Origin of the sequence: Pseudomonas argentinensis (genome assembly GCF_001839655.2) — a bacterium.
In the GTDB taxonomy this organism is placed as follows: Bacteria; Pseudomonadota; Gammaproteobacteria; order Pseudomonadales; family Pseudomonadaceae; genus Aquipseudomonas; species Aquipseudomonas argentinensis_B.
The window spans coordinates 561,566-584,375 of the sequence record NZ_CP056087.1 but is presented as its reverse complement, the minus strand read 5'-3'; the positions used below and the strand labels follow the sequence as shown (position 1 = coordinate 584,375).

Below are 22,810 nucleotides of genomic sequence, written 5' to 3'. Positions count from 1 at the left end.
GTTCCTCTGAATATTTGAACCGTTAAACCGCGGCAGCGCCGCCGACGATTTCCGAAATTTCCTGGGTGATCGCTGCCTGACGCGCCTTGTTGTAGATCAACTGCAGGTCTTTGATGAGGTCGCCCGCGTTATCGGTGGCGTTCTTCATCGCGATCATCCGTGCGGCCTGTTCGGCTGCATTGTTCTCGACCACTGCCTGGTACACCTGCGACTCCACGTAGCGCACCATCAGCCCGTCAAGCAGCTGCTTGGCGTCGGGTTCGTACAGGTAGTCCCAGTGGTGCTTCAGTTCCTGATCCGGATCGGCCACCAGTGGAATCAACTGCTCCACGGTCGGCTTCTGGGTCATGGTATTGATGAACTTGTTGGAAACCACGGACAAACGGTCGATGCGCCCTTCCAGGTAAGCATCGAGCATCACCTTGACGCTGCCGATCAGATCGTTGATCGACGGCTCTTCGCCGAGGTGGCTGATCGCAGCGACCACGTTGCCACCAAAGTTGCGGAAGAATGCCGCACCCTTGCTGCCAACTACGCAGAGATCGATCTCCACGCCGCGCTCGCGGTTTGCCGACATGTCCTTGACCAGGGCCTTGAACAGGTTGGTATTCAAGCCACCGCACAGACCACGGTCCGAACTCACCACCACGTAACCGACGCGCTTGACTTCGCGTTCGATCATGAAGGGGTGACGGTACTCCGGGTTGGCGTTGGCCAGGTGACCAATTACCTGGCGGATACGCTCCGCGTAGGGACGGCTAGCTGCCATGCGCTGTTGTGCCTTGCGCATCTTGCTGACCGCCACCTTTTCCATGGCGCTGGTGATCTTCTGCGTGCTTTTGATGCTCGCAATCTTGCTGCGAATCTCTTTTGCGCCTGCCATTTCACACCTATCGGGTTAGCAGGCGGGCGTCTCGCGACGCCCGCTGCGGCTTACCAGGTTTGGGTGGCTTTGAACTTCTCGATACCGGCTTTGAGCTGGCCATCGATATCGTCGTTGAAGTCACCCTTCTCGTTGATCTTCGCCATCAGGTCGGCGTGATCACGGTTGAAGAAGGCGATCAGAGCCTGCTCGAAGCTGATGATCTTGGCGACTTCGATGTCGGTCAGGAAACCACGCTCGGCGGCATACAGCGACAGCGCCATGTCCGCGATGGACATCGGAGCGTATTGCTTCTGCTTCATCAGCTCGGTAACGCGCTGACCATGCTCGAGCTGCTTGCGGGTGGCTTCGTCCAGGTCGGACGCGAACTGGGCGAATGCCGCCAGTTCACGGTACTGAGCCAGAGCGGTACGGATACCACCGGAGAGCTTCTTGATGATCTTGGTCTGCGCAGCACCACCCACACGGGATACCGAGATACCGGCGTTGACGGCCGGACGGATACCCGAGTTGAACATGGCCGATTCCAGGAAGATCTGACCGTCGGTGATGGAAATCACGTTGGTCGGAACGAACGCGGAAACGTCGCCAGCCTGGGTTTCGATGATCGGCAGCGCGGTCAGGGAACCGGTCTTGCCGGTCACGGCGCCATTGGTGAACTTCTCGACGTACTCTTCGGAAACGCGCGATGCACGCTCCAGCAGACGGCTGTGGAGATAGAACACGTCGCCCGGGTAGGCTTCACGGCCTGGCGGACGGCGCAGCAGCAGGGAAATCTGGCGGTAAGCCACTGCTTGCTTGGACAGATCGTCATAAACGATCAGCGCGTCTTCACCGCGGTCGCGGAAGTATTCGCCCATGGTGCAGCCGGCGTAAGGAGCCAGGAACTGCAGCGCAGCGGACTCGGAAGCCGAAGCGGCGACCACGATGGTGTTGGCCAGGGCACCGGACTCTTCCAGCTTGCGCACCACGTTGGCGATGGTCGATTGTTTCTGACCAACGGCGACGTAGACGCAGAAGATGCCGCTGTTCTTCTGGTTGATGATGGCGTCGACGGCCAGGGCGGTCTTGCCGATCTGGCGGTCACCGATGATCAGCTCGCGCTGGCCACGGCCTACCGGAATCATGGCATCGACCGACTTGTAGCCAGTCTGTACCGGCTGGTCGACCGACTTACGCCAGATCACACCCGGAGCCACTTTCTCGACGGCGTCGGTAGCGGCGGTGTTGACCGGGCCCTTGCCATCGATCGGGTTGCCCAGGGCATCGACCACGCGGCCCAGCAGTTCCGGACCAACCGGAACTTCCAGGATGCGACCGGTGCACTTGGCGCTCATGCCTTCGGCCAGGGTGGTGTACGCACCCAGGACAACGGCACCGACGGAGTCCTGCTCCAGGTTCAGTGCCATACCGTAGACGCTGCCCGGAAACTCGATCATTTCGCCGTACATGACGTCGGCGAGACCGTGAATGCGCACGATACCGTCGGATACGCTGACGATGGTGCCTTCGTTACGGGCTTGGGAAGAGACGTCGAGTTTCTCGATACGCCCCTTGATGATTTCACTAATTTCGGAAGGATTGAGTTGCTGCATAGCTCTGCTGCCCCTTCAAACTCAAGATTTCAATGCTTCGGCCAGCTTCGCGATCTTGCCGCGAACTGAGCCATCGATAACCAGGTCGCCGGCGCGGATCACGACACCACCAATCAAGGTGGCATCCTCCGCAGCGTGCAGGCGCACTTCCCGGCCGAGCCGTGCACTGAGAACCTTGGCGAGTTTGTCTTGCTGTTCATCGCTCAATGCGAAGGCACTGGTAACGTCCACGTCGATCGACTTCTCCTGCTCGGCCTTGTACAGCTCGAACAGGGCGAAGATTTCCGGCAACAGGGCCAGACGATCGTTCTCTGCGACAACGTGGATGAAATTGCGTACCTGGGCGTCGAACTTGTCACCACACACCTCGACGAAGGTGGTGGCCTTGTCTGTACTCGTCAAACGCGGGGCCTTGAACACACTCTGCAGGGTGGCGTCTTGCGACACCGCCGCTGCCAGGCCGAGCATGGCTGACCAAGAGGCCAGCTGCTGGTGGGCCTGGGCGTATTCGAAAGCCGCCTTGGCATAAGGTCGGGCCAACGTGGTCAGTTCTGCCATGATCGCGCCCTCGCTTAAATTTCGGCGGCCAGTTTGGAAACCAGCTCCGCATGCGCGTTTTGGTCGATGGATGCGCCCAGGATCTTCTCGGCACCGCCGACGGCCAGAGCACCCACTTGGGCACGCAGGGCGTCTTTGACGCTGTTGATTTCCTGTTCGATCTCGGCCTGAGCCTGAGCCTTCACGCGATCCGCCTCGACGCGAGCCTGATCACGGGCTTCATCGACGATCTGGTTCGCGCGTTTCTTGGCTTGCTCGATGATTTCAGCAGCCTGTGTCTTGGCTTCGCGCAGTTGCTGACCCACTTTCTCTTGGGCCAACTCCAGGTCACGAGCCGCACGACTGGCAGCGTCCAGACCTTCAGCAATCTTCTTCTGACGCTCTTGCAAAGCCGCAATGACCGGAGGCCACACGAACTTCATGCAGAACAGCACGAAGATGAAGAAGGCAACGGACTGGCCAATCAGGGTTGCATTAATGTTCACGCCAACACCTCGCTCGTTCGTTGTCCATCACACCAATCAACTCGAAAAATTCGAGTGATTAGCCAGCGATTTGACCAACGAAGGGGTTCGCGAAGGTGAAGAACAGTGCGATACCAACACCGATCATGGTCACGGCGTCCAGCAGGCCGGCGACGATGAACATCTTGACTTGCAGCATCGGAACCATTTCCGGCTGACGCGCAGCGCCTTCCAGGAACTTGCCGCCCAGCAGGCCGAAGCCAATGGCGGTACCCAGAGCGCCCAGGCCAATCAGCAGAGCAACAGCGATCGCGGTCAGACCAACTACAGTTTCCATCTTTCCTCCCGACTTTTTACGTCGTATTGGTTAAGGTTTTTCTAAGGGTAAAGCGGTAAAGCAAAACCGTTACTTCCAGTGCCCTTGCGGGCGTTCCAGCCAAGGCCGGATCCATCGTGAACGCCGCGCATCGTTGACGCGCGACACGCCCATCAATGGCTGTCTTCGTGCGCCATCGACAGGTAGACGATGGTCAGCATCATGAAGATGAAGGCCTGCAGCGTGATGATGATCAGGTGGAAGACTGCCCAGGCCCACTGCAGGACGCCTGCCAGTGCTGCCAACAGAATGCCGCCGCCGAACATGACCGCGATGAGGATGAAGATCAGCTCGCCGGCATACAGGTTGCCGAACAGTCGCAGGGCCAGGGATACCGGCTTGGCGATCAGGGTCACGAACTCCAGCAGGAAGTTGACCGGGATCAGCAGGATCTTGACGAAGATGTTCTTGGCGCTGAACGGGTGCAGGGTCAGCTCGCCGAGGAAGCCGCCGATGCCCTTGACCTTGATGCTGTAGAAGATGATCAGCGCGAATACCGACAGGGCCATGCCCAGGGTGGCGTTCGGGTCGGTGGTCGGCACGGCGCGGAAGAACAGGTGGTCGTCGCCAGCGATCTTGGCGGCAGCCATCGGGATCCAGTCCACCGGCACCAGGTCCATCAGGTTCATCAGGAAGATCCAGACGAAGATGGTCAGGGCCAGCGGGGCGATCAGCGCGTTACGGCCGTGGAAGGTGTCCTTCACGCTGCCGTCGACGAACTCGACCAGCACTTCGACGAAGTTCTGCAGGCCGCCGGGCTGGCCGGAGGTGGCGCGCTTGGCAGCTGCCTTGAACAGGAAGATGAAGATCAGACCCAGTACCACGGAGATACCCAGGGTATCCAGGTGGAAAGCCCAGAACCCCATCTCTTTGGCTTCCTGGGCCGTGTGGGCGAACCCCCAGCCATTGACCGGGTGCTGACCGAAGGTCAGGTTCTGCAAGTGATGCTGGATATAACCCGAAGCGGTTTCTGCAGCTGCCATAAATCCCTCAAACGCTCTAAGGCTCTAAAAATCATCTCTTCATCAGCAAGGGTGCGATCCAGTTGACCAATTGGGTCAGCAGGAATACGCCGAATAAGGCCGCCGCATCCAAAGGCTTCACACCTGCGAACACCAGTGCGAAAAGCACCGCTGTCAAAACCAGTTTCCCTGCTTCGCCGGCGTAGAACGACCGGACGATGGCCTGGGCAGCCCGCGCTCCGGAAAACCGGAATGCCTTGTGGGCAAAGTACAGATTCGGCAGCCAGGCAATCAGCCCGCCGCACAAGCCGGAATAACCGGCGACATCACCTCGCCATTGCCAGAACACAGCGGCGAACAGAACCAATGCAATCAACTGGGCCAGGAGCACCGGAAAAACCGGCAGGCGATGGAAGGGCAAGCGTTTTGGCGTGCGGATATCCATCGAATTACCTGAATGGCCCTCATGGTATCGGCGCCAGGAGAATCAATGCCTTGGCATAGTTTGTGCCGCCGAAATGCGCGCAGAGTATAGGGGCGGTTCCCACCCCGTTCAACTGCCCGAAAGTCTTTTCGCCGTAGTGCCCCGGGAGCAATTGTTTCAGCGAATGTGGGCTAGAACGCCCTGGAGTTCGTCGAGGGAATTGTAGCGGATGACCAGTTGGCCTTTGCCCTTCTGCCCGTGCTTGATCTGCACCGGAGAGCCCAGCCGCTCAGCCAGGCGCTGTTCGAGCCGGCTGATATCCGGATCGACCTTGGTGGTGGCAGCTGGCCGCTCCTGGGTATTGAGCCACTGGCGCACCAGTGCCTCGGTCTGACGCACGGTCAGGCCCCGTGCGACAACGTGTCGCGCACCTTCGGTCTGCTGCTCCACCGGCAGGCCGAGCAAGGCGCGGGCATGGCCCATTTCCAGGTCGCCATGGGAGAGCAGGGTTTTCACTTCCTCGGGCAGGGCGATCAGGCGCAGCAGGTTGGTGATGGTCACCCGCGACTTGCCGACGGCTTCGGCGACCTGTTGCTGGGTCAGCTGGAACTCCTGCTGCAGACGCTGCAGGGCCATGGCTTCCTCGATGGGGTTGAGGTCTTCGCGCTGGATGTTCTCGATCAGCGCCATGGCGATGGCGGCTTCGTCCGGCAGTTCGCGCACCAGGGCCGGGATGCGATCCAGCCCGGCCTGCTGGGTGGCCCGCCAGCGGCGTTCGCCGGCGACGATCTCGAAGCGTCCTTCGCCCACCGGGCGCACCACGATCGGCTGCATTACGCCGTGGGTCTTGATCGACTGGCTCAGCTCCTCGAGGGCGGTGACGTCCATATCGCGACGCGGCTGGTACTTGCCGCGCTGAATCAGGTCCAGAGGCAGGTGCTGCAACTCACGGGTATCGGCCTTGACCGCTTCCTGCTCGAGGGTATCGACGCTGGTGCCTCCCAGCAGGGCGTCCAGGCCTCGTCCGAGCCCACGTTTCTTGGCAGCCATGCACAGTTTCCTTATACGGTTGCGGTGTGGGCGTTCGCGCGCTGGCGACGAACCAGCTCGCCAGCCAGTGCCAGATAGGCGATCGCACCACGGGATTGCTTGTCATAGACCAGCGCCGGCATGCCGAAGCTGGGGGCTTCGGCCAGTCGCACGTTGCGCGGGATCACGGTTTGATAGAGCGTGTCGGGGAAATGTTCCTTGAGCTGGGCAGACACGTCACTGGTCAGGCTGATGCGCGGATCGTACATGGTGCGCAGCAGGCCTTCGATCTTCAGCGCCGGGTTGAGCAGCTTGCCGATGCGCTGGATGCTGTTGACCAGATCGCTCAGCCCCTCGAGGGCGTAGTACTCGCACTGCATGGGGATGATCACCCCGTCGGCGGCGACCAGGGCGTTGATCGTCAGCATCGACAGCGCCGGCGGGCAGTCGATGAGGATGTAGTCGTAGTTCTCGCGGATCGGCGCCAGTGCGTAACGCAGGCGGCTCTCCTTCATCTTCATTTCCAGCAGGGACACTTCCGCGGCGGTCAGGTCGCGGTTGGCCGGCAGCAGCTGGTAGCCGCCATGCTCGGAGAACTGCATGGCCTCGACCAGGTTGCAGTCGCCGACCAGCACGTCGTAGATGGAGTGCTCCAGGGTCTGCTTGTCGACGCCGCTGCCCGTGGTGGCGTTGCCCTGGGGGTCGAGGTCGATGAGCAGCACACGGCGTTTGGTCGCAACCAGAGACGCCGCCAGGTTGATGCAGGTCGTGGTCTTGCCCACGCCGCCTTTCTGGTTGGCGATTGCGAATACTTTAGCCATGTTGCCGTTCCCCCTAAACCGAGCGACGCAGTATCAACAGATGGCGCTGGCCTTGGCAACCGGGAACCTTGAGCACCTGGGTGGCGGTGAGACTGAAGTCCGCCGGCAGTGCCTGCAGCTCGTCATCCGGGTGCACGCCCTTCATGGCCAGCCACCGGGTGTGGCCATCGCCCAGGTGGCGCGTCCAGTTGGCGAAATCGTCCAGGGAGCTGAACGCCCGCGAGCAGATGCCGTTGAACGGCCGCTCGGGCGTGAACGCTTCCACCCGACTGTGGATAACTTCCAGGTTGGCCAGCTTCAGCTCGAGCTTCACCTGGGTGAGAAAGCGGGTCTTCTTGCCGTTGGAGTCAAGCAGGGTGAAGCGCCGCTCGGGAAACAGGATAGCCAACGGAATGCCCGGCATACCGCCGCCGCTGCCGACGTCCAGCCAGTTATCCCCAGCCTCGGCCACGAAGGGCACCACGCTGAGGCTGTCCAGCAGATGGCGCGACACCATCTCGTCAGGGTCGCGCACGGCCGTCAGGTTGTAGGCCTTGTTCCACTTGATCAGCAGCGCCAGGTAACCCAGCAGCTGGGTCTGCTGCTGTTCGGTCAACTCGACGCCCAGATCATGGGCGCCTTGCTGCAGTTCTTCGGCATGGCGAGCGGTAACGGACATCAGGCGCTCTGCTCCAGCTGGCGGCCGGCGCCGCGCTTTTTCAGGTGGATCAGCAGCAGGGAGATGGCCGCCGGCGTGACACCCGGAATGCGCGAAGCCTGCCCCAGGGTCTGCGGCCGTGCGTTGCCGAGCTTGTGCTGGATCTCCTTGGACAGCCCGGAAATGGTCGCATAGTCGATATCCACAGGCAGCGCGGTTTCCTCACTGGCACGCAGACGAGCGATCTCGTCCTGCTGACGCTCGATGTAGCCAGCGTACTTGGTCTTGATCTCGACCTGCTCCGCGACCTGTGGGTCGATAGCGCCTTCGCCGGTCACTTCGACCAGGCCGGCGTAATCGATTTCCGGGCGCGACAACAGGTTGAGCAGGTTGTACTCGTGGGTCAGCGGTGTGCCGAAGCGCTCGACGATGGCCTCGCCCTGGGGCGTGTTCGGTCGCACCCAGGTGCTTTTCAGGCGCTGCTCTTCGCGGGCGATACCCTCGCGCTTGGCCTCGAAGGCAGCCCAGCGCTGGTCGTCGACCAGGCCCAGCTCGCGACCCTTTTCGGTCAGACGCAGATCGGCGTTGTCCTCACGCAGGATCAACCGGTATTCGGCCCGCGAGGTGAACATGCGATACGGCTCCTGGGTGCCCAGGGTGATCAGGTCGTCGACCAGCACGCCGATGTAGGCCTCGTCGCGGCGAGGGCACCAGGCGTCCTTGCCCTGGGCGCGCAGCGCGGCGTTGGCACCGGCGAGCAGGCCCTGGGCGCCGGCTTCTTCGTAACCGGTGGTGCCGTTGATCTGGCCAGCGAAGAACAGCCCGCCAATGACCTTGGTCTCCAGGCTGTACTTGAGGTCACGCGGGTCGAAGTAGTCGTACTCGATGGCGTAACCCGGGCGCACGATATGGGCGTTCTCCATGCCGCGAATGCTCTGCACGATCTGCAGCTGCACGTCGAACGGCAGGGAGGTGGAAATCCCGTTGGGGTACAGCTCATGGGTGGTCAGGCCTTCCGGCTCGATGAACACCTGGTGGCTGTCCTTGTCGGCAAAGCGGTGGATCTTGTCCTCGATGGACGGACAGTACCGCGGACCCACGCCCTCGATCACCCCGGAATACATCGGCGAACGGTCGAGGTTGGCGGCGATGATCTCGTGGGTGCGCGCATTGGTGTGGGTGATCCAGCAGCTGACCTGGCGGGGGTGCTGTTCCTTGTTGCCCATGAACGACATCACCGGGATCGGCGTATCGCCAGGCTGTTCGGTCATCTGGGTGAAGTCCACCGAACGGCCGTCGATGCGTGGCGGCGTGCCGGTCTTCAGGCGACCGACGCGCAGCGGCAATTCGCGCAAGCGTTTGGCCAGGGCGATCGAAGGCGGATCCCCTGCGCGGCCACCGGAGTAGTTCTGCAGACCGATGTGGATAAGTCCACCGAGGAAGGTGCCGGTGGTCAGTACCACGGAGTCGGCGAAGAAGCGCAGACCCATCTGGGTAACCACGCCCTTGACCTGATCCTGCTCGACGATCAGGTCATCGGCGGCCTGCTGGAATATCCACAGGTTGGGCTGGTTTTCCAGGATCTCGCGCACCGCCGCCTTGTACAGAATGCGGTCAGCCTGGGCGCGGGTCGCACGTACCGCCGGGCCCTTGCGGCTGTTGAGCACGCGGAACTGGATGCCGCCCAGATCGGTAGCGGTGGCCATGGCGCCGCCCAGGGCGTCGATTTCCTTGACCAGGTGGCTCTTGCCGATTCCGCCGATGGCCGGGTTGCAGCTCATCTGCCCGAGGGTTTCCACGTTGTGGGTCAGCAACAGGGTCTTCACCCCCATGCGCGCCGCTGCAAGCGCAGCCTCGGTACCGGCATGACCGCCGCCGATGACGATCACTTGAAAACGGGAAGGGAAATCCACCACGCACCTCGTGCCTGTTGAGAAAGGGAGCTTCTAGGAAAGGGCGGCAAGTATAGGGATTTAGCCCGGCTGAAAGAAGCCTTTTGCACAAAAAATAGCCAATTGGCCTGCCTCTTAGAAAAGGCGCTCGCTCGACTGTGACTTTCCAGAACGTCACTCGGTGCCATGAGGTAAATAAAGAAAAAAGAATGATTTTTTTAAAAGGCTTGTTTTTATGTTTATAAATGGCCTCCGGCATATCTGTGGATAGATTCCCACAGCCCTTTATCCACGGCATGTACAGCGATGTATGAAAGCGCGACTATCCTGGGTGGCTCATGTGCGACGGCCGTGATTACCCTGTGTGTAAAAGCATGGGTTATTCACAGGAGGGTTTATCCCTCGCTTAGTCACCGGCTTATGGGCAGGGCTCAGGCCTGCTTTTCCACAGGGTTTATTTCTGCTGTGGATCTCTTGCCGAGCGAGGCACCGTTTCCCGCGCAGACGTACGTTCGGATGCCTAAAAGCAACCGTCTCTGTGCATAAAATGAGCGAGAGACCGCTGATATGAGGAACTTGGAGATAGCCGTCCGCAGAAAGCTCTTCTGCTTGCCTGCCGCATGGTGAGAAATAGCCCCTGAATCTCAGGACGCTACAGGTGTTCAGTGGTAGGATTTTTCGCCAGCGGCGGGCCATGCCACTAGCGAAGAGGTTTTCCACAGCCAATGGCGAAGATTACTTGCCGATGCAGAAGCTGGAGAAGATCCGCCCCAGCAGGTCATCGGAGCTGAATGCACCGGTGATCTCGCCCAGGGCTTGCTGAGCCTGGCGCAGGTCTTCGGCGAGCAGTTCGCCGGCGCCGGTCAGGGTCAATTGGGCGTGTCCATGGTCGAGGTGACGTTGTGCCTGATGCAGGGCGTCGAGATGGCGGCGGCGGGCGCTGAAACCGCTTTCTGCGGTCTGCTGGAAGCCCATGCAGGCCTTCAGGTGCTCACGTAGCAGCTCCAGGCCCTCGCTGGATCTGGCGGAAAGCGCCAGGGTGGCCTGCCCATCGTTGGCGTTGTAGAGGGCCACCGGTTCGCCGGACAGATCGGCCTTGTTGCGAATCAGCGTGACCCGGGCCGTATCCGGCCGTTGCTGCAGGAATTCGGGCCACAAGGCGAAGGGGTCGGCGGCTTCCGGTGCCGTCGAATCGACGACCAGCAGCACGCGATCCGCCTCGCCGATCGCTTTCAGCGCGCGCTCCACGCCAATCCGCTCGACCTGATCATCGGTATCGCGCAGCCCGGCGGTATCGACCACGTGCAGCGGCATGCCATCGATGTGGATATGTTCACGCAACACGTCACGGGTAGTGCCGGCGATATCGGTGACGATGGCCGCCTCGCGACCCGCCAGGGCATTGAGCAGGCTGGATTTGCCGGCATTGGGGCGGCCGGCGATCACCACGGTCATGCCATCGCGCAGCAAGGCGCCCTGCCCCGCTTCGCGCAACACTGTGGATAACTGCTCGCGTACGCCTTCGAGCAAGCTCAGCACGTGGCCATCGGCGAGAAAGTCGATTTCCTCTTCCGGGAAGTCGATGGCCGCCTCGACATAGATGCGCAGGGCGATCAGCCGTTCGGTCAGCTCGTGCACACGTCGCGAGAATTCGCCCTGCAGCGAGCGCACGGCATTGCGCGCTGCCTCGGCCGAGCTGGCCTCGATCAGGTCGGCGATCGCCTCGGCCTGGGCCAGGTCGAGCTTGTCGTTGAGAAATGCGCGCTCGCTGAACTCCCCTGGGCGCGCCTGCCGGGCACCGAGCTCCAGGCAGCGCTGCAGGAGCATGTCCAGCACCACAGGGCCACCGTGGCCCTGCAGTTCGAGCACGTCCTCACCGGTGAACGAATGGGGGCCCGGGAAGAACAGCAGCAGGCCCTCGTCGATCACCTCGCCAGCATCGTCATGCCAGGCACCATGGTGGGCATGGCGTGGCTTGGGCTCGATGCCGCTCAGGGTAATGGCGATCATCCGTGCACGGGGGCCGGAGACGCGGACGATGCCGACCCCGCCACGACCCTGGGCGGTGGCGACGGCGACGATGGTTTCACGGGGAGCGGACATAAGGTTCTCCAGACGCTGGATAGCAGAACGCCCCACGAGGGGGCGTCTGTCATGTAGCGGGTGAAGCGCGAAGGCTCAGGCCTCGGAAGGCTTGCTCGCGGCTTCGATCTTGCGGGTAATGTACCACTGCTGGGCGATGGACAGGACGTTGTTGACCACCCAGTACAGCACCAGACCTGCCGGGAACCACAGGAAGAAGAAGGTGAAGATGATCGGCATCATCTTCATCACGCGGGCCTGCATGGGGTCCGGCGGCGTCGGGTTGAGCTGCTGCTGGATGAACATGGTAGCGCCCATGATGATCGGCAGGATGAAGTACGGGTCCTTGATCGACAGGTCGGTTATCCACAGGATCCACGGCGCCTGACGCATCTCCACGGATTCCAGCAGCACCCAGTACAGGGCCAGGAACACCGGCATCTGCACCAGGATCGGCAGGCAGCCGCCGAGCGGGTTGATCTTCTCTTTCTTGTACAGCTCCATCATCGCCTGGGACATCTTCTGGCGATCGTCGCCGAACTGTTCCTTCAGCGCCTGCAGGCGCGGCGACACGGCACGCATGCGCGCCATGGAGCGGTAGCTGGCAGCCGACAGCGGGAAGAAGGCCAGCTTGATGATCAGCGTCAGCACGATGATCGAGAAGCCCCAGTTACCCAACAGGTTGTGGATATGTTCCAGCAGCCAGAAGATCGGCTCGGCGAGGAACCACAGGATGCCGTAGTCGACGGTCTTGTCCAGGCCAGGCGACAGCGCGGCCAGATCCTTCTGGATCTTCGGACCGGCATACAGGGTGGTACTGGTCTGGCCTTCGGCACCTGCCGGCACGTTCAGCGCAGGGCCGGTGTAACCGATGATGTAATTGCCCTGGCTGTCCTTGCGGGTCTGCACCAGGTTGGTGTCGTCCTTGGCCGGAATCCAGGCGGTCACGAAGTAGTGCTGCAACCAGGCGACCCAGCCGCCCTGCACGGTTTCCTTGAGGCCCTGCTTGTCGATATCTTTCATCGACACCTTGGTGTAGGGCTTTTCCGGGGTCCACAGGGCCGCGCCCAGGTAGGTGGCGGTACCGGTGGCGGTACTGGAGGATGGGTCACCGCTGTTGTCGCGCTTGAGCTGGGCGAACAGGTTACCGGTCCAGGCATTGGCGCTCTGGTTGTCGATCAGGTAGGTGACGCCGATCTGGTAACCGTTGCCGGTGATGCAACCGGTTTTCTTCTGCTCCACTTCCTTGGCCGAGCAGCTGGTGTCCAGGCCGCGGTTGAAGGTGAAGCGCTTGGTGTAGTTGACGCCGGCTTCGCTGAAGCTCAGGTCGACCACCAGCTGATCCTGGCCATCGGCCAGCTGATAGACGCGCTGCTCGCTGTTGTACAGCGGGCGGCCATTGGCGCGGGCGTCCGGACCGTTGGCGCCGGTCAGGCCGCTCTGGGCCAGGTACAGGTGCTCGTTGCCGTTGTCGAACAGCTGGAAGGGAACGTCCGGGCGGTCCTGGCGGCGCGGGTAGTGCGGCAGGCTCAGGCGAACCACGTCACCGCCACGCGGGTCGATGGCCAGATCCAGTACGTCGGTCTTGACCTGAATCAGCTCGTCGCTGACCGCAACGGTTTCCACCGGGCTTGGCTCGGTGCCGCCGGCATTGGCCGTCGGGACATCGTCATTGCTGGCCACCGAAGCGGTTTCCGGCAGACTCGGTGCGGGTTTGCTGGTCGAAGCGGCCTGATTCGGCAGAGCGGCCTGGCCGTAGTCCTGGTTCCATTGAAGAACCATCATGTAGGACACGACTGCCAGGGCGACGATCAGGATCGAACGTTTGATATCCATGATTATTCGGCCATCGAAGAGGAACGGGAGTGTTTCGCGAGGGGCACCGGATCGTAGCCTCCGGGATGCCAGGGGTGGCAGCGTCCCAGCCGACGAACGGTCAGCCAGCCACCACGCAGGACGCCATGGGTTTCGATGGCTTCAAGCGCGTAGCAGGAACAAGAGGGGTAGAAACGACAATGACTGGCCATCATCGGACTGATGGCGTACTGGTAAAACCGGATTGGAGCTTGAACCAGTTTACGCATGGGGATCGTCGTTCACCCCGGTCTGGGCATTGGCCTGTTGGGTAGGTTTGCTGCGCGCCAGGCGCTTCCACAGCTTGCCGAACTGTTGAGCCAGCTCGGCGTTCTGCAGATCACCCAGGCCCTTACGCGCGACCACCACGATGTCCCAGCCCACCAGGTTGTCCTGGTTGAGGCGGAACGATTCGCGGATTTGGCGTTTCAGGCGGTTGCGCTCAACGGAGAGCTTGACGCTCTTCTTGCCGATCACCAGACCGAGGCGTGAATGATCAAGCTCATTGTTGCGCGCAAGCAGCAGGACACTCTTGCCCGGCGCTTTGCCGCTTGGAGAGTCGAAGACTGCCTTGAATTGCCGGGGAGTGAGCAGGCGCTTCTCCCGGCCGAAGCCTCGACTCACCACAAGACTGGAAAAATCAGACAGTCAGGCGAGCACGGCCCTTGGCGCGACGACGCGACAGGACGGCACGGCCGTTCTTGGTAGCCATGCGAGCACGGAAGCCGTGGGTACGAGCGCGTTTGATGGTGCTGGGTTGGAAAGTGCGTTTCATGATGCGGTTACCTGGTTGTCGACAACGGACCGGAATGGTCCCCGTTTTAAGAGACCGGCGATTCTAGAGAAAGCCGCGGGCCAGGTCAATTTCCAACCAGTTGTTTTGCGGAAAGAGAAATATAAAGGAAAGAATCTTTTTAGGAAGGCTTGTTTTAGTGTTTATAGCTTAGCTTGATCGCTTCTGTGGATAAGTTCCTGCAGCCTAGACAGCCCAGGGTTTGCGCCGATTCAAAAGTCTGTCAGAAAGCGGTGCTGCGCCTGTTCGCGTGCTGGGTATCGCCTGGGGATGGAATGGACTTTTACCCACAGGACGGATATCCAGAGAGTTTTCCGCCCGCTTTTCAACGGTGCTTATGGCGCGTTATCCACAGAGTACAGTCAGACCCTTCTCGACGTGTCGCAAATTGCCTAACACCTTGATTTAACATGTACTGACTGACCTTCCTATGTGGATAACTCCATCTCTTGAAGCTACAATAGAGGCTGTTTTTGCCTCAGCGCTTTTAATCAGGGGATGTCCGTGTCCGTGGAACTTTGGCAGCAGTGCGTGGAACTCCTGCGCGATGAACTGCCTGCCCAGCAATTCAACACCTGGATCCGTCCACTACAGGTAGAAGCCGAAGGCGATGAGCTGCGTGTCTACGCACCGAATCGTTTCGTACTCGACTGGGTCAACGAAAAGTACATGGGCCGTATGCTCGAGCTGCTCGGTGAGCGGGCGACCGGCCTGGTGCCGGCCATTTCGCTGCTGATCGGCAGCCGCCGCAGCTCGGCACCGCGGGCCGTGCTGACGCCTTCGCCATCGGCTTCCAGCTATAACAGCCCGGCGCCCTCCGCGCCTGCCCCTGCCGTCCCCACGCCTCAGGTCAGCGCACCGCCGCCCAAGTTGCCGGTGCAGACCGAGCCTTCGCGTGCCAGCTTCGATTCCATGGCCGGAGCAACGCCCAGCGTGGCGCCGGCGCGTAGCGAGCGCAACGTGCAGGTGGAAGGTGGCCTCAAGCACACCAGCTACCTGAACCGTACCTTCACCTTCGACAACTTCGTCGAGGGCAAGTCGAACCAGCTGGCCCGCGCCGCCGCCTGGCAGGTGGCGGACAATCCTAAGCACGGTTATAACCCGCTGTTCCTTTATGGGGGCGTCGGCCTCGGCAAGACCCACCTGATGCATGCGGTAGGTAACCACCTGTTGGCCAAGAACCCGAATGCCAAGGTCGTGTACCTGCACTCCGAGCGTTTCGTGGCCGACATGGTCAAGGCCCTGCAGCTCAATGCCATCAACGAGTTCAAGCGCTTCTACCGCTCGGTGGATGCGCTGCTGATCGATGACATCCAGTTCTTCGCCAAGAAGGAGCGCTCCCAGGAGGAGTTCTTCCACACCTTCAACGCCCTGCTCGAGGGCGGCCAGCAGGTGATTCTCACCAGTGACCGCTACCCGAAGGAAATCGAAGGCCTGGAAGAGCGCCTGAAGTCGCGCTTCGGCTGGGGCCTGACCGTGGCGGTCGAGCCGCCCGAGCTGGAAACCCGCGTGGCGATCCTGATGAAGAAGGCCGACCAGGCCAAGGTCGACCTGCCCCACGATGCGGCGTTCTTCATCGCCCAGCGCATTCGCTCCAACGTACGTGAGCTGGAGGGTGCCTTGAAGCGGGTCATCGCCCACTCGCACTTCATGGGCCGCGACATCACCATCGAGCTGATCCGCGAGTCGCTGAAGGATCTGCTGGCCCTGCAGGACAAGCTGGTCAGCATCGACAATATCCAGCGCACCACGGCCGAGTACTACAAGATCAAGATTACCGATCTGTTGTCCAAACGTCGTTCGCGTTCCATCGCCAGACCCCGTCAGGTGGCCATGGCGTTGTCCAAGGAATTGACCAACCACAGCCTGCCGGAAATCGGCGTGGCGTTCGGCGGTCGTGATCACACCACGGTGTTGCACGCCTGTCGTAAGATTGCTGAACTTAGGGGATCCGATGCGGACATCCGCGAGGATTACAAGAACCTGCTGCGTACACTGACCACTTGATACGCAACTCCATGCACGAGGCAAGGGACTAGACCATGCACTTCACCATTCAACGCGAAGCCCTGTTGAAACCCCTGCAACTGGTCGCCGGCGTCGTGGAACGCCGCCAGACCTTGCCGGTTCTGTCCAACGTTCTGCTGGTCGTCGAAGGCCAGCAACTGTCGCTGACCGGCACCGACCTGGAGGTCGAGCTGGTCGGTCGCGTGGCCCTGGAAGATGCCGCCGAGCCGGGCGAGATTACCGTACCGGCCCGCAAGCTGATGGATATCTGCAAGAGCCTGCCGGCCGACGCACTGATCGACATCCGAGTCGACGAGCAGAAGCTGCTGGTCAAGGCCGGTCGTAGCCGTTTCACCCTGTCCACGCTGCCTGCCAATGACTTCCCCACCGTCGAGGAAGGGCCGGGTTCGCTGACCTTCAGCCTGGTGCAGAGCAAACTGCGTCGCCTGATCGAGCGCACCAGCTTCGCCATGGCCCAGCAGGACGTGCGTTATTACCTCAACGGCATGCTGCTGGAAGTGCAGACCGGCATCCTGCGAGCTGTGGCCACCGACGGCCACCGCCTGGCCATGTGTTCCATGGAAGCCACCATCCAGCAGGACGGCAAGCACCAGGTCATCGTGCCGCGCAAAGGTATCCTCGAACTGGCTCGCCTGCTGACCGAGCAGGATGGCGAAGTGTCCATCGTGCTGGGCCAGCACCACATTCGCGCCACTACCGGCGAGTTCACCTTCACCTCCAAGCTGGTCGACGGCAAGTTTCCAGATTACGAGCGCGTGCTGCCCCGTGGCGGCGACAAGCTGGTGGTCGCTGATCGTCAGGGCCTGCGCGAAGCCTTCAGCCGTACGGCCATTCTGTCGAATGAAAAGTACCGCGGTATTCGCCTGCAACTGGCCGCCGGCCTGCTGAAAATCCAGGCCAACAACCCGGAGCAGGAAGAAGCCGAAGAAGAGATCGCGGTCGACTACAACGGCAGTGCGCTGGAAATCGGCTTCAACGTCAGCTACCTGCTCGACGTGCTGGGCGTGATGACCACCGAGCAGGTGCGCCTGATCCTTTCCGACTCCAACAGCAGTGCCCTGGTACAGGAAGCCGACAATGACGATTCCGCTTATGTCGTCATGCCGATGCGCCTGTAATTCCAGCTGCTGAATAAGGCAGCTACCCAGCGTCAGATAATCAGCCTTGGAATGTCCGGATGCAGTTCTGATCCGTGACATCCCGGGCTGATTTCGTTTCAGGCGGTGCGATCGCTGCCCTTCTCATCCGGTCTGTTCATGTCCCTGACCCGTATCAATTTTACTGCCGTTCGTAATCTGGAGCCGTCGACCCTGCTGCCCTCGCCGCGCATCAACATCCTGTATGGCGACAATGGCAGCGGCAAGACCAGCGTGCTCGAAGGTATTCACCTGCTCGGTCTGGCGCGCTCCTTTCGCAGCGCTCGCCTGTTGCCGGTAATTCAGTACGAGCAGCAGGTCTGCACCCTGTTTGGTCAGGTGCAACTCAGTGATGGCCGGCTGAGCAATCTGGGTGTCTCGCGGGATCGCCAGGGCGAGTTCCAGATTCGCATCGACGGACAAAATGCGCGCAGCGCAGCGCAGCTTGCCGAGACGTTGCCGTTGCAGCTGATCAACCCGGACAGCTTCCGCCTGCTGGAAGGCTCGCCGAAGATCCGTCGGCAGTTCCTCGACTGGGGTGTGTTCCACGTGGAACACCGATTCCTGCCCGCCTGGCAGCGCCTGCAGAAGGCCCTCAAGCAGCGTAATTCCTGGCTTCGCCGTGGTACACTTGACCCCGTTTCTCAAGCGGCCTGGGATCGCGAGTTGTGTCTGGCCAGCGATGAGATCGACAGTTATCGGCGATCCTACATACAGCAATTGAAGCCCGTCTTCGAGCGTACCCTCAGCGAGCTGGTCGAGCTGCAGGGGCTCACGCTGAGCTATTACCGGGGATGGGATAAAGAGCGCCCCCTGAGCGAGGTGCTGACGTCGTCGCTAGTGCGTGACCAACAGATTGGGCATACCCAATCCGGACCGCAGCGCGCCGACCTCAGGTTGCGACTGGGCGCGCACAACGCGGCAGATATCCTCTCCCGTGGCCAGCAGAAGCTGGTGGTGTGCGCCTTGCGAATTGCCCAGGGGCATTTGGTTGATCAGGCCAAGCGCGGCCAATGCATCTATCTGGTGGATGACCTGCCGTCAGAACTGGATGAGCAGCATCGCCGTGCCTTGTGCCGCTTGTTGGAAGATTTGAACTGCCAGGTATTCATCACCTGTGTAGACCATGAATTGTTGAGCGATGGCTGGCAAACGGATACGCCGGTATCCATGTTCCACGTGGAACATGGGCGTATCACCCAGACCCACGACCACCGGGAGTAAGGCATGAGCGAAAACCAAACGTACGACTCCAACAGTATCAAGGTACTGAAAGGCCTGGATGCCGTACGCAAGCGGCCAGGCATGTACATCGGTGACACCGACGATGGCAGCGGTCTGCACCACATGGTCTTCGAGGTGGTCGACAACTCCATCGACGAAGCCCTGGCTGGCTATTGCAGCGAAATCACCATCACCATCCACCCGGATGAGTCGATCAGCGTGCGCGACAACGGCCGTGGTATTCCGGTCGACATGCACAAGGAAGAAGGCGTCTCCGCAGCCGAGGTCATCATGACCGTGCTGCACGCCGGCGGTAAGTTCGACGACAACAGCTACAAGGTCTCCGGTGGTCTGCACGGCGTGGGTGTATCGGTGGTGAACGCCCTCTCCAAGGAGCTGGTGCTGACTATTCGCCGCAGCGGCAAGATTTGGGAGCAGACCTACGTCCATGGGGTACCCCAGGCACCTTTGGCGGCCGTTGGTGACACCGATGGCACCGGTACGCAGATTCACTTCAAGCCGTCCGAAGAGACCTTCGCCAACATTCATTTCAGCTGGGACATCCTCGCCAAGCGCCTGCGTGAGCTGTCGTTCCTGAACTCCGGCGTCGGCATCCTGCTCAAGGATGAACGCACCGCCAAGGAGGAGCTGTTCAAGTACGAGGGCGGCCTGCGCGCATTCGTCGAGTACCTGAACGTCAACAAGACCGCGGTCAACCAGGTGTTCCACTTCAACGTCCAGCGTGACGACGGCGTGGGCGTGGAAGTCGCCCTGCAGTGGAACGACAGCTTCAACGAGAACCTGCTGTGCTTCACCAACAACATTCCGCAGCGTGACGGTGGTACCCACCTGGCCGGCTTCCGCTCGGCGCTGACCCGCAACCTGAACAACTACATCGAGCAGGAAGGCCTGGCCAAGAAGCACAAGGTCTCGACCACCGGTGACGATGCCCGCGAAGGCCTGACCGCGATCATTTCGGTGAAGGTGCCGGATCCCAAGTTCAGCTCCCAGACCAAGGACAAGCTGGTCTCCTCCGAGGTGAAAACCGCGGTGGAACAGGAGATGGGCAAGTACTTCGCCGACTTCCTGCTCGAGCACCCGAACGAAGCCAAGGCCGTGGTCGGCAAGATGATCGACGCTGCCCGTGCCCGTGAAGCGGCGCGCAAGGCTCGCGAGATGACTCGCCGCAAAGGCGCGCTGGATATCGCCGGCCTGCCCGGCAAATTGGCCGACTGCCAGGAGAAGGACCCTGCCCTTTCCGAACTGTACATCGTGGAGGGTGACTCCGCGGGCGGTTCTGCCAAGCAGGGCCGTAACCGCAAGACCCAGGCCATCCTGCCGCTCAAGGGCAAGATCCTCAACGTCGAGAAGGCACGCTTCGACAAGATGATTTCCTCTCAGGAGGTCGGCACGCTGATCACCGCCCTGGGCTGTGGCATCGGCCGTGAGGAATACAACATCGACAAGCTGCGTTACCACAACATCATCATCATGACCGATGCTGACGTCGACGGTTCGCACATCCGTACCCTGCTGCTGACCTTCTTCTTTCGTCAGCTGCCGGAGCTGGTCGAGCGCGGCTACATCTACATCGCCCAGCCGCCGCTGTACAAGGTCAAGAAGGGCAAGCAGGAGCAGTACATCAAGGACGACGAGGCCATGGAGGAATACATGACCCAGTCGGCCCTGGAAGACGCCAGTCTGCACGTCAACGAAGCGGCGCCTGGCCTGTCCGGCGAGTCCCTGCAACGCCTGGTCGGTGACTACCGTACGGTGATGAAGACCCTCAAGCGCCTGTCGCGCCTGTACCCGGAAGAGATCACCGAGCACTTCGTCTACCTGCAGGGCGTGACCCAGGAGATGCTCGCCGACCAGGACGTCATGGAGGCTTGGCGCCTGAAGTTCGATGCCCGTTTGAAAGCCATGGAGCGTTCCGGCCTGGCCTACAAGACCAGCCTGCGCGAAGACACCGAGCGCCACCTGTGGCTGCCCGAGGTCGAGCTGATTTCCCACGGCAACTCCAGCTACATCACCTTCAACCGTGACTTCTTCACCAGCAACGATTACAAGACCGTCACCAGCCTGGGCGACCAGCTGAACAGTCTGCTGGAAGAAGGTGCCTACGTGCAGCGTGGCGAGCGCAAGAAGCCGGTCACCACCTTCAAGGAAGCCCTGAGCTGGCTGATGGCCGAAAGCACCAAGCGCCACAGCATCCAGCGCTACAAGGGTCTTGGCGAGATGAACCCGGACCAGCTGTGGGAAACCACCATGGACCCGGAAGTACGCCGCATGCTCAAGGTGCGCATCGAAGACGCCATCGCCGCGGACCAGATCTTCAACACCCTGATGGGCGACGAAGTGGAACCGCGCCGCGACTTCATCGAGAGCAATGCCCTGGCGGTAGCCAACCTCGACGTCTGATCGCCGTTTACCGTGCATAAAAAACCCGGCCTGGCGCCGGGTTTTTTCTTGCCTGTCGATCGCTTAGCAGCTCAGCCCCACCAGTAGCGCACCATATGGAAGAACACCGGGGCGGCGAAGCACACCGAGTCGAGGCGGTCGAGCATGCCGCCGTGGCCTTCGATCATATGGCCCCAGTCCTTAACCCCGCGGTCGCGCTTGATCGCCGACATCACCAGGCCTCCAGCGAAACCGAGCAGGCATACCAGCAAGGCGAACAGGCCGGCCTGCCAGAAGGCGAAGGGGGTGATCCAGTACAGCGAGGCGCCGATCAGGGTTGCCAGGGCCACGCCACCGAAGAAACCCTCGACGGTTTTCGACGGCGACAGGTTGGGTGCGATCTTGCGTTTGCCGGCCAGCTTGCCGCACACGTACTGCAGCACGTCGGAGATCTGCACGACGATCACCAGCCAGGCGATCAGCAGCAGGTTGCGGCCCTCAAAGCCGGCGATGTCCAGGGTCAGCAGCGCCGGTACGGTGGAGATGCAGTACACCGCGATCATCAGGCCCCACTGCACCTTGGAGGTACGTTCGAGGAAGCGCGTGGTGTCGCCGCCCAGTGACGACAGGATCGGCAGCAGCAGGAACACGTAGACCGGAATGAAGATGGCGAACAGACCGTACCAGTCGATACCGATCAGTAGGTACTGCATCGGCAGCGCGAAATAGAAGGCGGCGACCAGTGCCGGGTAGTCGCTGCGCCGGGTGGGCGTGAGCGTCATGAACTCGCGCAGCGCATAGAACGACACGCAATAGAACAGCACCACCACGCCGGTATTGCCGAACAGGAAGGCGAAGCCGATCACCGCCACCATCACCCACCAGGCGTTGATGCGCGCATTGAGGTTGTCGATGACCGAATGCTGGCCGGGGCCGGCGCGCAGTTTCAGCAGCCAGCCGATCAGGCTGGCGAGGAGCAGAATGCCGCCAATGCCGGCGAATAACAGCAAGGTATTGCGATCCATCTCAAACCTCCTCGGGAGCCAGGGCCAGCAAGGCATCGCGGGCGCGTTCGAGGAAGGCCTCTTTGCCCTCCTCCTCGCCCATGCCCAGCGGCGCGCCGAAATTCAGGGTGCACAGCAGCGGCAGCGGCAAGGCTCGACCCTTGGGCATGACCCGGTTGAGGTTGGCGATCCACACCGGGATCACCTCCACATCCGGGCGCGCCTTGGCCAGGTGATAGAGGCCTGCCTTGAACGGCAGCAAGCCGTCTTCCAGGTTGCGGGTGCCCTCGGGGAAGACGATCAGCGAATCACCTTCGCCCAGCGCATCGAGCATCGCCTGCAGCGGGTTGGCGTTGGGGTCGCTGCGCTGGCGGTCGACCAGCACCCCGTTGAACACCCGCTGGATCAGGAAGCTGCGCAGCGCGCCCTTCATCCAGTAATCGGAGCCGGCTACCGGGCGGGTGCGTTTGCGCAGCTCCGCCGGCAGCGATGCCCAGAGCAGCACGAAGTCGCCGTGGCTGCTGTGGTTGGCGTAATAGATGCGTTGTACCGGCTGCGCGGTGCTGCCGAGCCACAAGGCCCGGGCACCGGTGAGCAGCCGCGCACCGGAGGTGATGAAAAAGGCGACCAGCGAGGCGAGCATGTCAG

General features: G+C 61.3%; 22 protein-coding genes. 4 read left to right on the top strand and 18 right to left on the bottom strand.

The window, feature by feature from the left end; translation table 11 throughout:
* Nucleotides 1-22: 22 nt before the first annotated feature.
* From atpG to rpmH, 16 genes are all read right to left on the bottom strand, one after another.
* Complete coding sequence (gene atpG, locus SA190iCDA_RS02720) at nucleotides 23-883, bottom strand: F0F1 ATP synthase subunit gamma (RefSeq protein WP_027904139.1); 861 nt, start codon at nucleotides 881-883, stop codon at nucleotides 23-25.
* Between the two features lie 50 nt (nucleotides 884-933).
* Entirely contained in the window at nucleotides 934-2,478 is a 1,545-nt protein-coding gene (gene atpA, locus SA190iCDA_RS02715) for a F0F1 ATP synthase subunit alpha (RefSeq protein ID WP_070884870.1), read from the bottom strand.
* Nucleotides 2,479-2,499: 21 nt separating this feature from the next.
* Nucleotides 2,500-3,036 carry a F0F1 ATP synthase subunit delta gene (locus SA190iCDA_RS02710; protein WP_070884869.1) on the bottom strand — a complete coding sequence of 179 codons (537 nt, stop codon included), beginning with the start codon at nucleotides 3,034-3,036 and terminating at the stop codon, nucleotides 2,500-2,502.
* Between the two features lie 14 nt (nucleotides 3,037-3,050).
* Entirely contained in the window at nucleotides 3,051-3,521 is a 471-nt protein-coding gene (locus tag SA190iCDA_RS02705; RefSeq protein WP_070884868.1) for a F0F1 ATP synthase subunit B, read from the bottom strand.
* A gap of 58 nt (nucleotides 3,522-3,579) precedes the next feature.
* On the bottom strand, nucleotides 3,580-3,837 hold the full coding sequence (gene atpE, locus SA190iCDA_RS02700) for a F0F1 ATP synthase subunit C (protein ID WP_003097235.1): 258 nt from the start codon (nucleotides 3,835-3,837) through the stop codon (nucleotides 3,580-3,582).
* 152 nt (nucleotides 3,838-3,989) lie between these two features.
* Nucleotides 3,990-4,859, bottom strand: coding sequence for a F0F1 ATP synthase subunit A (gene atpB / locus SA190iCDA_RS02695; protein ID WP_070884867.1), 870 nt, complete (start codon nucleotides 4,857-4,859; stop codon nucleotides 3,990-3,992).
* A gap of 31 nt (nucleotides 4,860-4,890) precedes the next feature.
* Nucleotides 4,891-5,283 (bottom strand): F0F1 ATP synthase subunit I, encoded by a 393-nt coding sequence (locus SA190iCDA_RS02690; protein WP_070884866.1) that lies wholly within the window; start codon nucleotides 5,281-5,283, stop codon nucleotides 4,891-4,893.
* Between the two features lie 156 nt (nucleotides 5,284-5,439).
* On the bottom strand, nucleotides 5,440-6,312 hold the full coding sequence (locus SA190iCDA_RS02685) for a ParB/RepB/Spo0J family partition protein (RefSeq protein ID WP_070884865.1): 873 nt from the start codon (nucleotides 6,310-6,312) through the stop codon (nucleotides 5,440-5,442).
* Between the two features lie 11 nt (nucleotides 6,313-6,323).
* A complete protein-coding gene (locus SA190iCDA_RS02680; RefSeq protein WP_070884864.1) occupies nucleotides 6,324-7,112 on the bottom strand; it encodes a ParA family protein in 789 nt (262 codons plus the stop codon).
* Nucleotides 7,113-7,125: 13 nt separating this feature from the next.
* The gene (rsmG, locus tag SA190iCDA_RS02675) at nucleotides 7,126-7,770 is read right to left on the bottom strand and encodes a 16S rRNA (guanine(527)-N(7))-methyltransferase RsmG (RefSeq protein WP_070884863.1); all 645 of its coding nucleotides are present in this window, start codon (nucleotides 7,768-7,770) and stop codon (nucleotides 7,126-7,128) included.
* Nucleotides 7,770-9,662, bottom strand: a complete 1,893-nt coding sequence (gene mnmG / locus SA190iCDA_RS02670) for a tRNA uridine-5-carboxymethylaminomethyl(34) synthesis enzyme MnmG (protein ID WP_070884862.1) — start codon at nucleotides 9,660-9,662, stop codon at nucleotides 7,770-7,772. Before mnmG ends, rsmG begins: the two co-directional genes overlap by 1 nt.
* Before the next feature lie 714 nt (nucleotides 9,663-10,376).
* Nucleotides 10,377-11,744, bottom strand: coding sequence for a tRNA uridine-5-carboxymethylaminomethyl(34) synthesis GTPase MnmE (gene mnmE / locus SA190iCDA_RS02665; protein ID WP_070884861.1), 1,368 nt, complete (start codon nucleotides 11,742-11,744; stop codon nucleotides 10,377-10,379).
* 75 nt (nucleotides 11,745-11,819) lie between these two features.
* Nucleotides 11,820-13,559, bottom strand: coding sequence for a membrane protein insertase YidC (gene yidC, locus SA190iCDA_RS02660; protein WP_070884860.1), 1,740 nt, complete (start codon nucleotides 13,557-13,559; stop codon nucleotides 11,820-11,822).
* Nucleotides 13,560-13,561: 2 nt separating this feature from the next.
* Nucleotides 13,562-13,807 carry a membrane protein insertion efficiency factor YidD gene (yidD, locus tag SA190iCDA_RS02655; protein WP_075929009.1) on the bottom strand — a complete coding sequence of 82 codons (246 nt, stop codon included), beginning with the start codon at nucleotides 13,805-13,807 and terminating at the stop codon, nucleotides 13,562-13,564.
* Complete coding sequence (gene rnpA / locus SA190iCDA_RS02650; RefSeq protein ID WP_070885255.1) at nucleotides 13,800-14,201, bottom strand: ribonuclease P protein component; 402 nt, start codon at nucleotides 14,199-14,201, stop codon at nucleotides 13,800-13,802. Before rnpA ends, yidD begins: the two co-directional genes overlap by 8 nt.
* A gap of 16 nt (nucleotides 14,202-14,217) precedes the next feature.
* Nucleotides 14,218-14,352, bottom strand: coding sequence for a 50S ribosomal protein L34 (rpmH, locus tag SA190iCDA_RS02645; RefSeq protein ID WP_013793569.1), 135 nt, complete (start codon nucleotides 14,350-14,352; stop codon nucleotides 14,218-14,220).
* Nucleotides 14,353-14,874: 522 nt separating this feature from the next.
* Here rpmH and dnaA point away from each other — a divergent pair.
* From dnaA to gyrB, 4 genes are all read left to right on the top strand, one after another.
* On the top strand, nucleotides 14,875-16,377 hold the full coding sequence (gene dnaA, locus SA190iCDA_RS02640; RefSeq protein WP_070885254.1) for a chromosomal replication initiator protein DnaA: 1,503 nt from the start codon (nucleotides 14,875-14,877) through the stop codon (nucleotides 16,375-16,377).
* 35 nt (nucleotides 16,378-16,412) lie between these two features.
* A complete protein-coding gene (dnaN, locus tag SA190iCDA_RS02635) occupies nucleotides 16,413-17,516 on the top strand; it encodes a DNA polymerase III subunit beta (RefSeq protein ID WP_070884859.1) in 1,104 nt (367 codons plus the stop codon).
* 138 nt (nucleotides 17,517-17,654) lie between these two features.
* Nucleotides 17,655-18,758 (top strand): DNA replication/repair protein RecF, encoded by a 1,104-nt coding sequence (recF, locus tag SA190iCDA_RS02630; RefSeq protein WP_070884858.1) that lies wholly within the window; start codon nucleotides 17,655-17,657, stop codon nucleotides 18,756-18,758.
* 3 nt (nucleotides 18,759-18,761) lie between these two features.
* Nucleotides 18,762-21,179: a DNA topoisomerase (ATP-hydrolyzing) subunit B gene (gene gyrB / locus SA190iCDA_RS02625; RefSeq protein WP_070884857.1), complete on the top strand. Its 2,418-nt coding sequence runs from the start codon at nucleotides 18,762-18,764 to the stop codon at nucleotides 21,177-21,179.
* 71 nt (nucleotides 21,180-21,250) lie between these two features.
* Here gyrB and SA190iCDA_RS02620 read toward each other — a convergent pair whose 3' ends face one another.
* Together SA190iCDA_RS02620 and SA190iCDA_RS02615 are read right to left on the bottom strand one after the other, a co-directional pair.
* The gene (locus tag SA190iCDA_RS02620; RefSeq protein WP_070884856.1) at nucleotides 21,251-22,183 is read right to left on the bottom strand and encodes a phosphatidate cytidylyltransferase; all 933 of its coding nucleotides are present in this window, start codon (nucleotides 22,181-22,183) and stop codon (nucleotides 21,251-21,253) included.
* A gap of 1 nt (nucleotide 22,184) precedes the next feature.
* Nucleotides 22,185-22,805: a lysophospholipid acyltransferase family protein gene (locus tag SA190iCDA_RS02615; RefSeq protein WP_070884855.1), complete on the bottom strand. Its 621-nt coding sequence runs from the start codon at nucleotides 22,803-22,805 to the stop codon at nucleotides 22,185-22,187.
* Nucleotides 22,806-22,810 lie beyond the last annotated feature (5 nt).

What these genes read in the sequence shown, in the direction of transcription:
- atpE (WP_003097235.1), bottom strand. Translation starts at nt 3,837, where the DNA reads ATGGAAACTGTAGTTGGTCTGACCGCGATCGCTGTTGCTCTGCTGATT.
- atpG (WP_027904139.1), bottom strand. Translation starts at nt 883, where the DNA reads ATGGCAGGCGCAAAAGAGATTCGCAGCAAGATTGCGAGCATCAAAAGC.
- SA190iCDA_RS02680 (WP_070884864.1), bottom strand. Translation starts at nt 7,112, where the DNA reads ATGGCTAAAGTATTCGCAATCGCCAACCAGAAAGGCGGCGTGGGCAAG.
- rsmG (WP_070884863.1), bottom strand. Translation starts at nt 7,770, where the DNA reads ATGTCCGTTACCGCTCGCCATGCCGAAGAACTGCAGCAAGGCGCCCAT.
- yidC (WP_070884860.1), bottom strand. Translation starts at nt 13,559, where the DNA reads ATGGATATCAAACGTTCGATCCTGATCGTCGCCCTGGCAGTCGTGTCC.
- SA190iCDA_RS02710 (WP_070884869.1), bottom strand. Translation starts at nt 3,036, where the DNA reads ATGGCAGAACTGACCACGTTGGCCCGACCTTATGCCAAGGCGGCTTTC.
- SA190iCDA_RS02620 (WP_070884856.1), bottom strand. Translation starts at nt 22,183, where the DNA reads ATGGATCGCAATACCTTGCTGTTATTCGCCGGCATTGGCGGCATTCTG.
- gyrB (WP_070884857.1), top strand. Translation starts at nt 18,762, where the DNA reads ATGAGCGAAAACCAAACGTACGACTCCAACAGTATCAAGGTACTGAAA.
- atpB (WP_070884867.1), bottom strand. Translation starts at nt 4,859, where the DNA reads ATGGCAGCTGCAGAAACCGCTTCGGGTTATATCCAGCATCACTTGCAG.
- SA190iCDA_RS02685 (WP_070884865.1), bottom strand. Translation starts at nt 6,312, where the DNA reads ATGGCTGCCAAGAAACGTGGGCTCGGACGAGGCCTGGACGCCCTGCTG.
- atpA (WP_070884870.1), bottom strand. Translation starts at nt 2,478, where the DNA reads ATGCAGCAACTCAATCCTTCCGAAATTAGTGAAATCATCAAGGGGCGT.
- recF (WP_070884858.1), top strand. Translation starts at nt 17,655, where the DNA reads ATGTCCCTGACCCGTATCAATTTTACTGCCGTTCGTAATCTGGAGCCG.
- yidD (WP_075929009.1), bottom strand. Translation starts at nt 13,807, where the DNA reads ATGCGTAAACTGGTTCAAGCTCCAATCCGGTTTTACCAGTACGCCATC.
- mnmE (WP_070884861.1), bottom strand. Translation starts at nt 11,744, where the DNA reads ATGTCCGCTCCCCGTGAAACCATCGTCGCCGTCGCCACCGCCCAGGGT.
- dnaN (WP_070884859.1), top strand. Translation starts at nt 16,413, where the DNA reads ATGCACTTCACCATTCAACGCGAAGCCCTGTTGAAACCCCTGCAACTG.
- rpmH (WP_013793569.1), bottom strand. Translation starts at nt 14,352, where the DNA reads ATGAAACGCACTTTCCAACCCAGCACCATCAAACGCGCTCGTACCCAC.
- SA190iCDA_RS02615 (WP_070884855.1), bottom strand. Translation starts at nt 22,805, where the DNA reads ATGCTCGCCTCGCTGGTCGCCTTTTTCATCACCTCCGGTGCGCGGCTG.
- SA190iCDA_RS02690 (WP_070884866.1), bottom strand. Translation starts at nt 5,283, where the DNA reads ATGGATATCCGCACGCCAAAACGCTTGCCCTTCCATCGCCTGCCGGTT.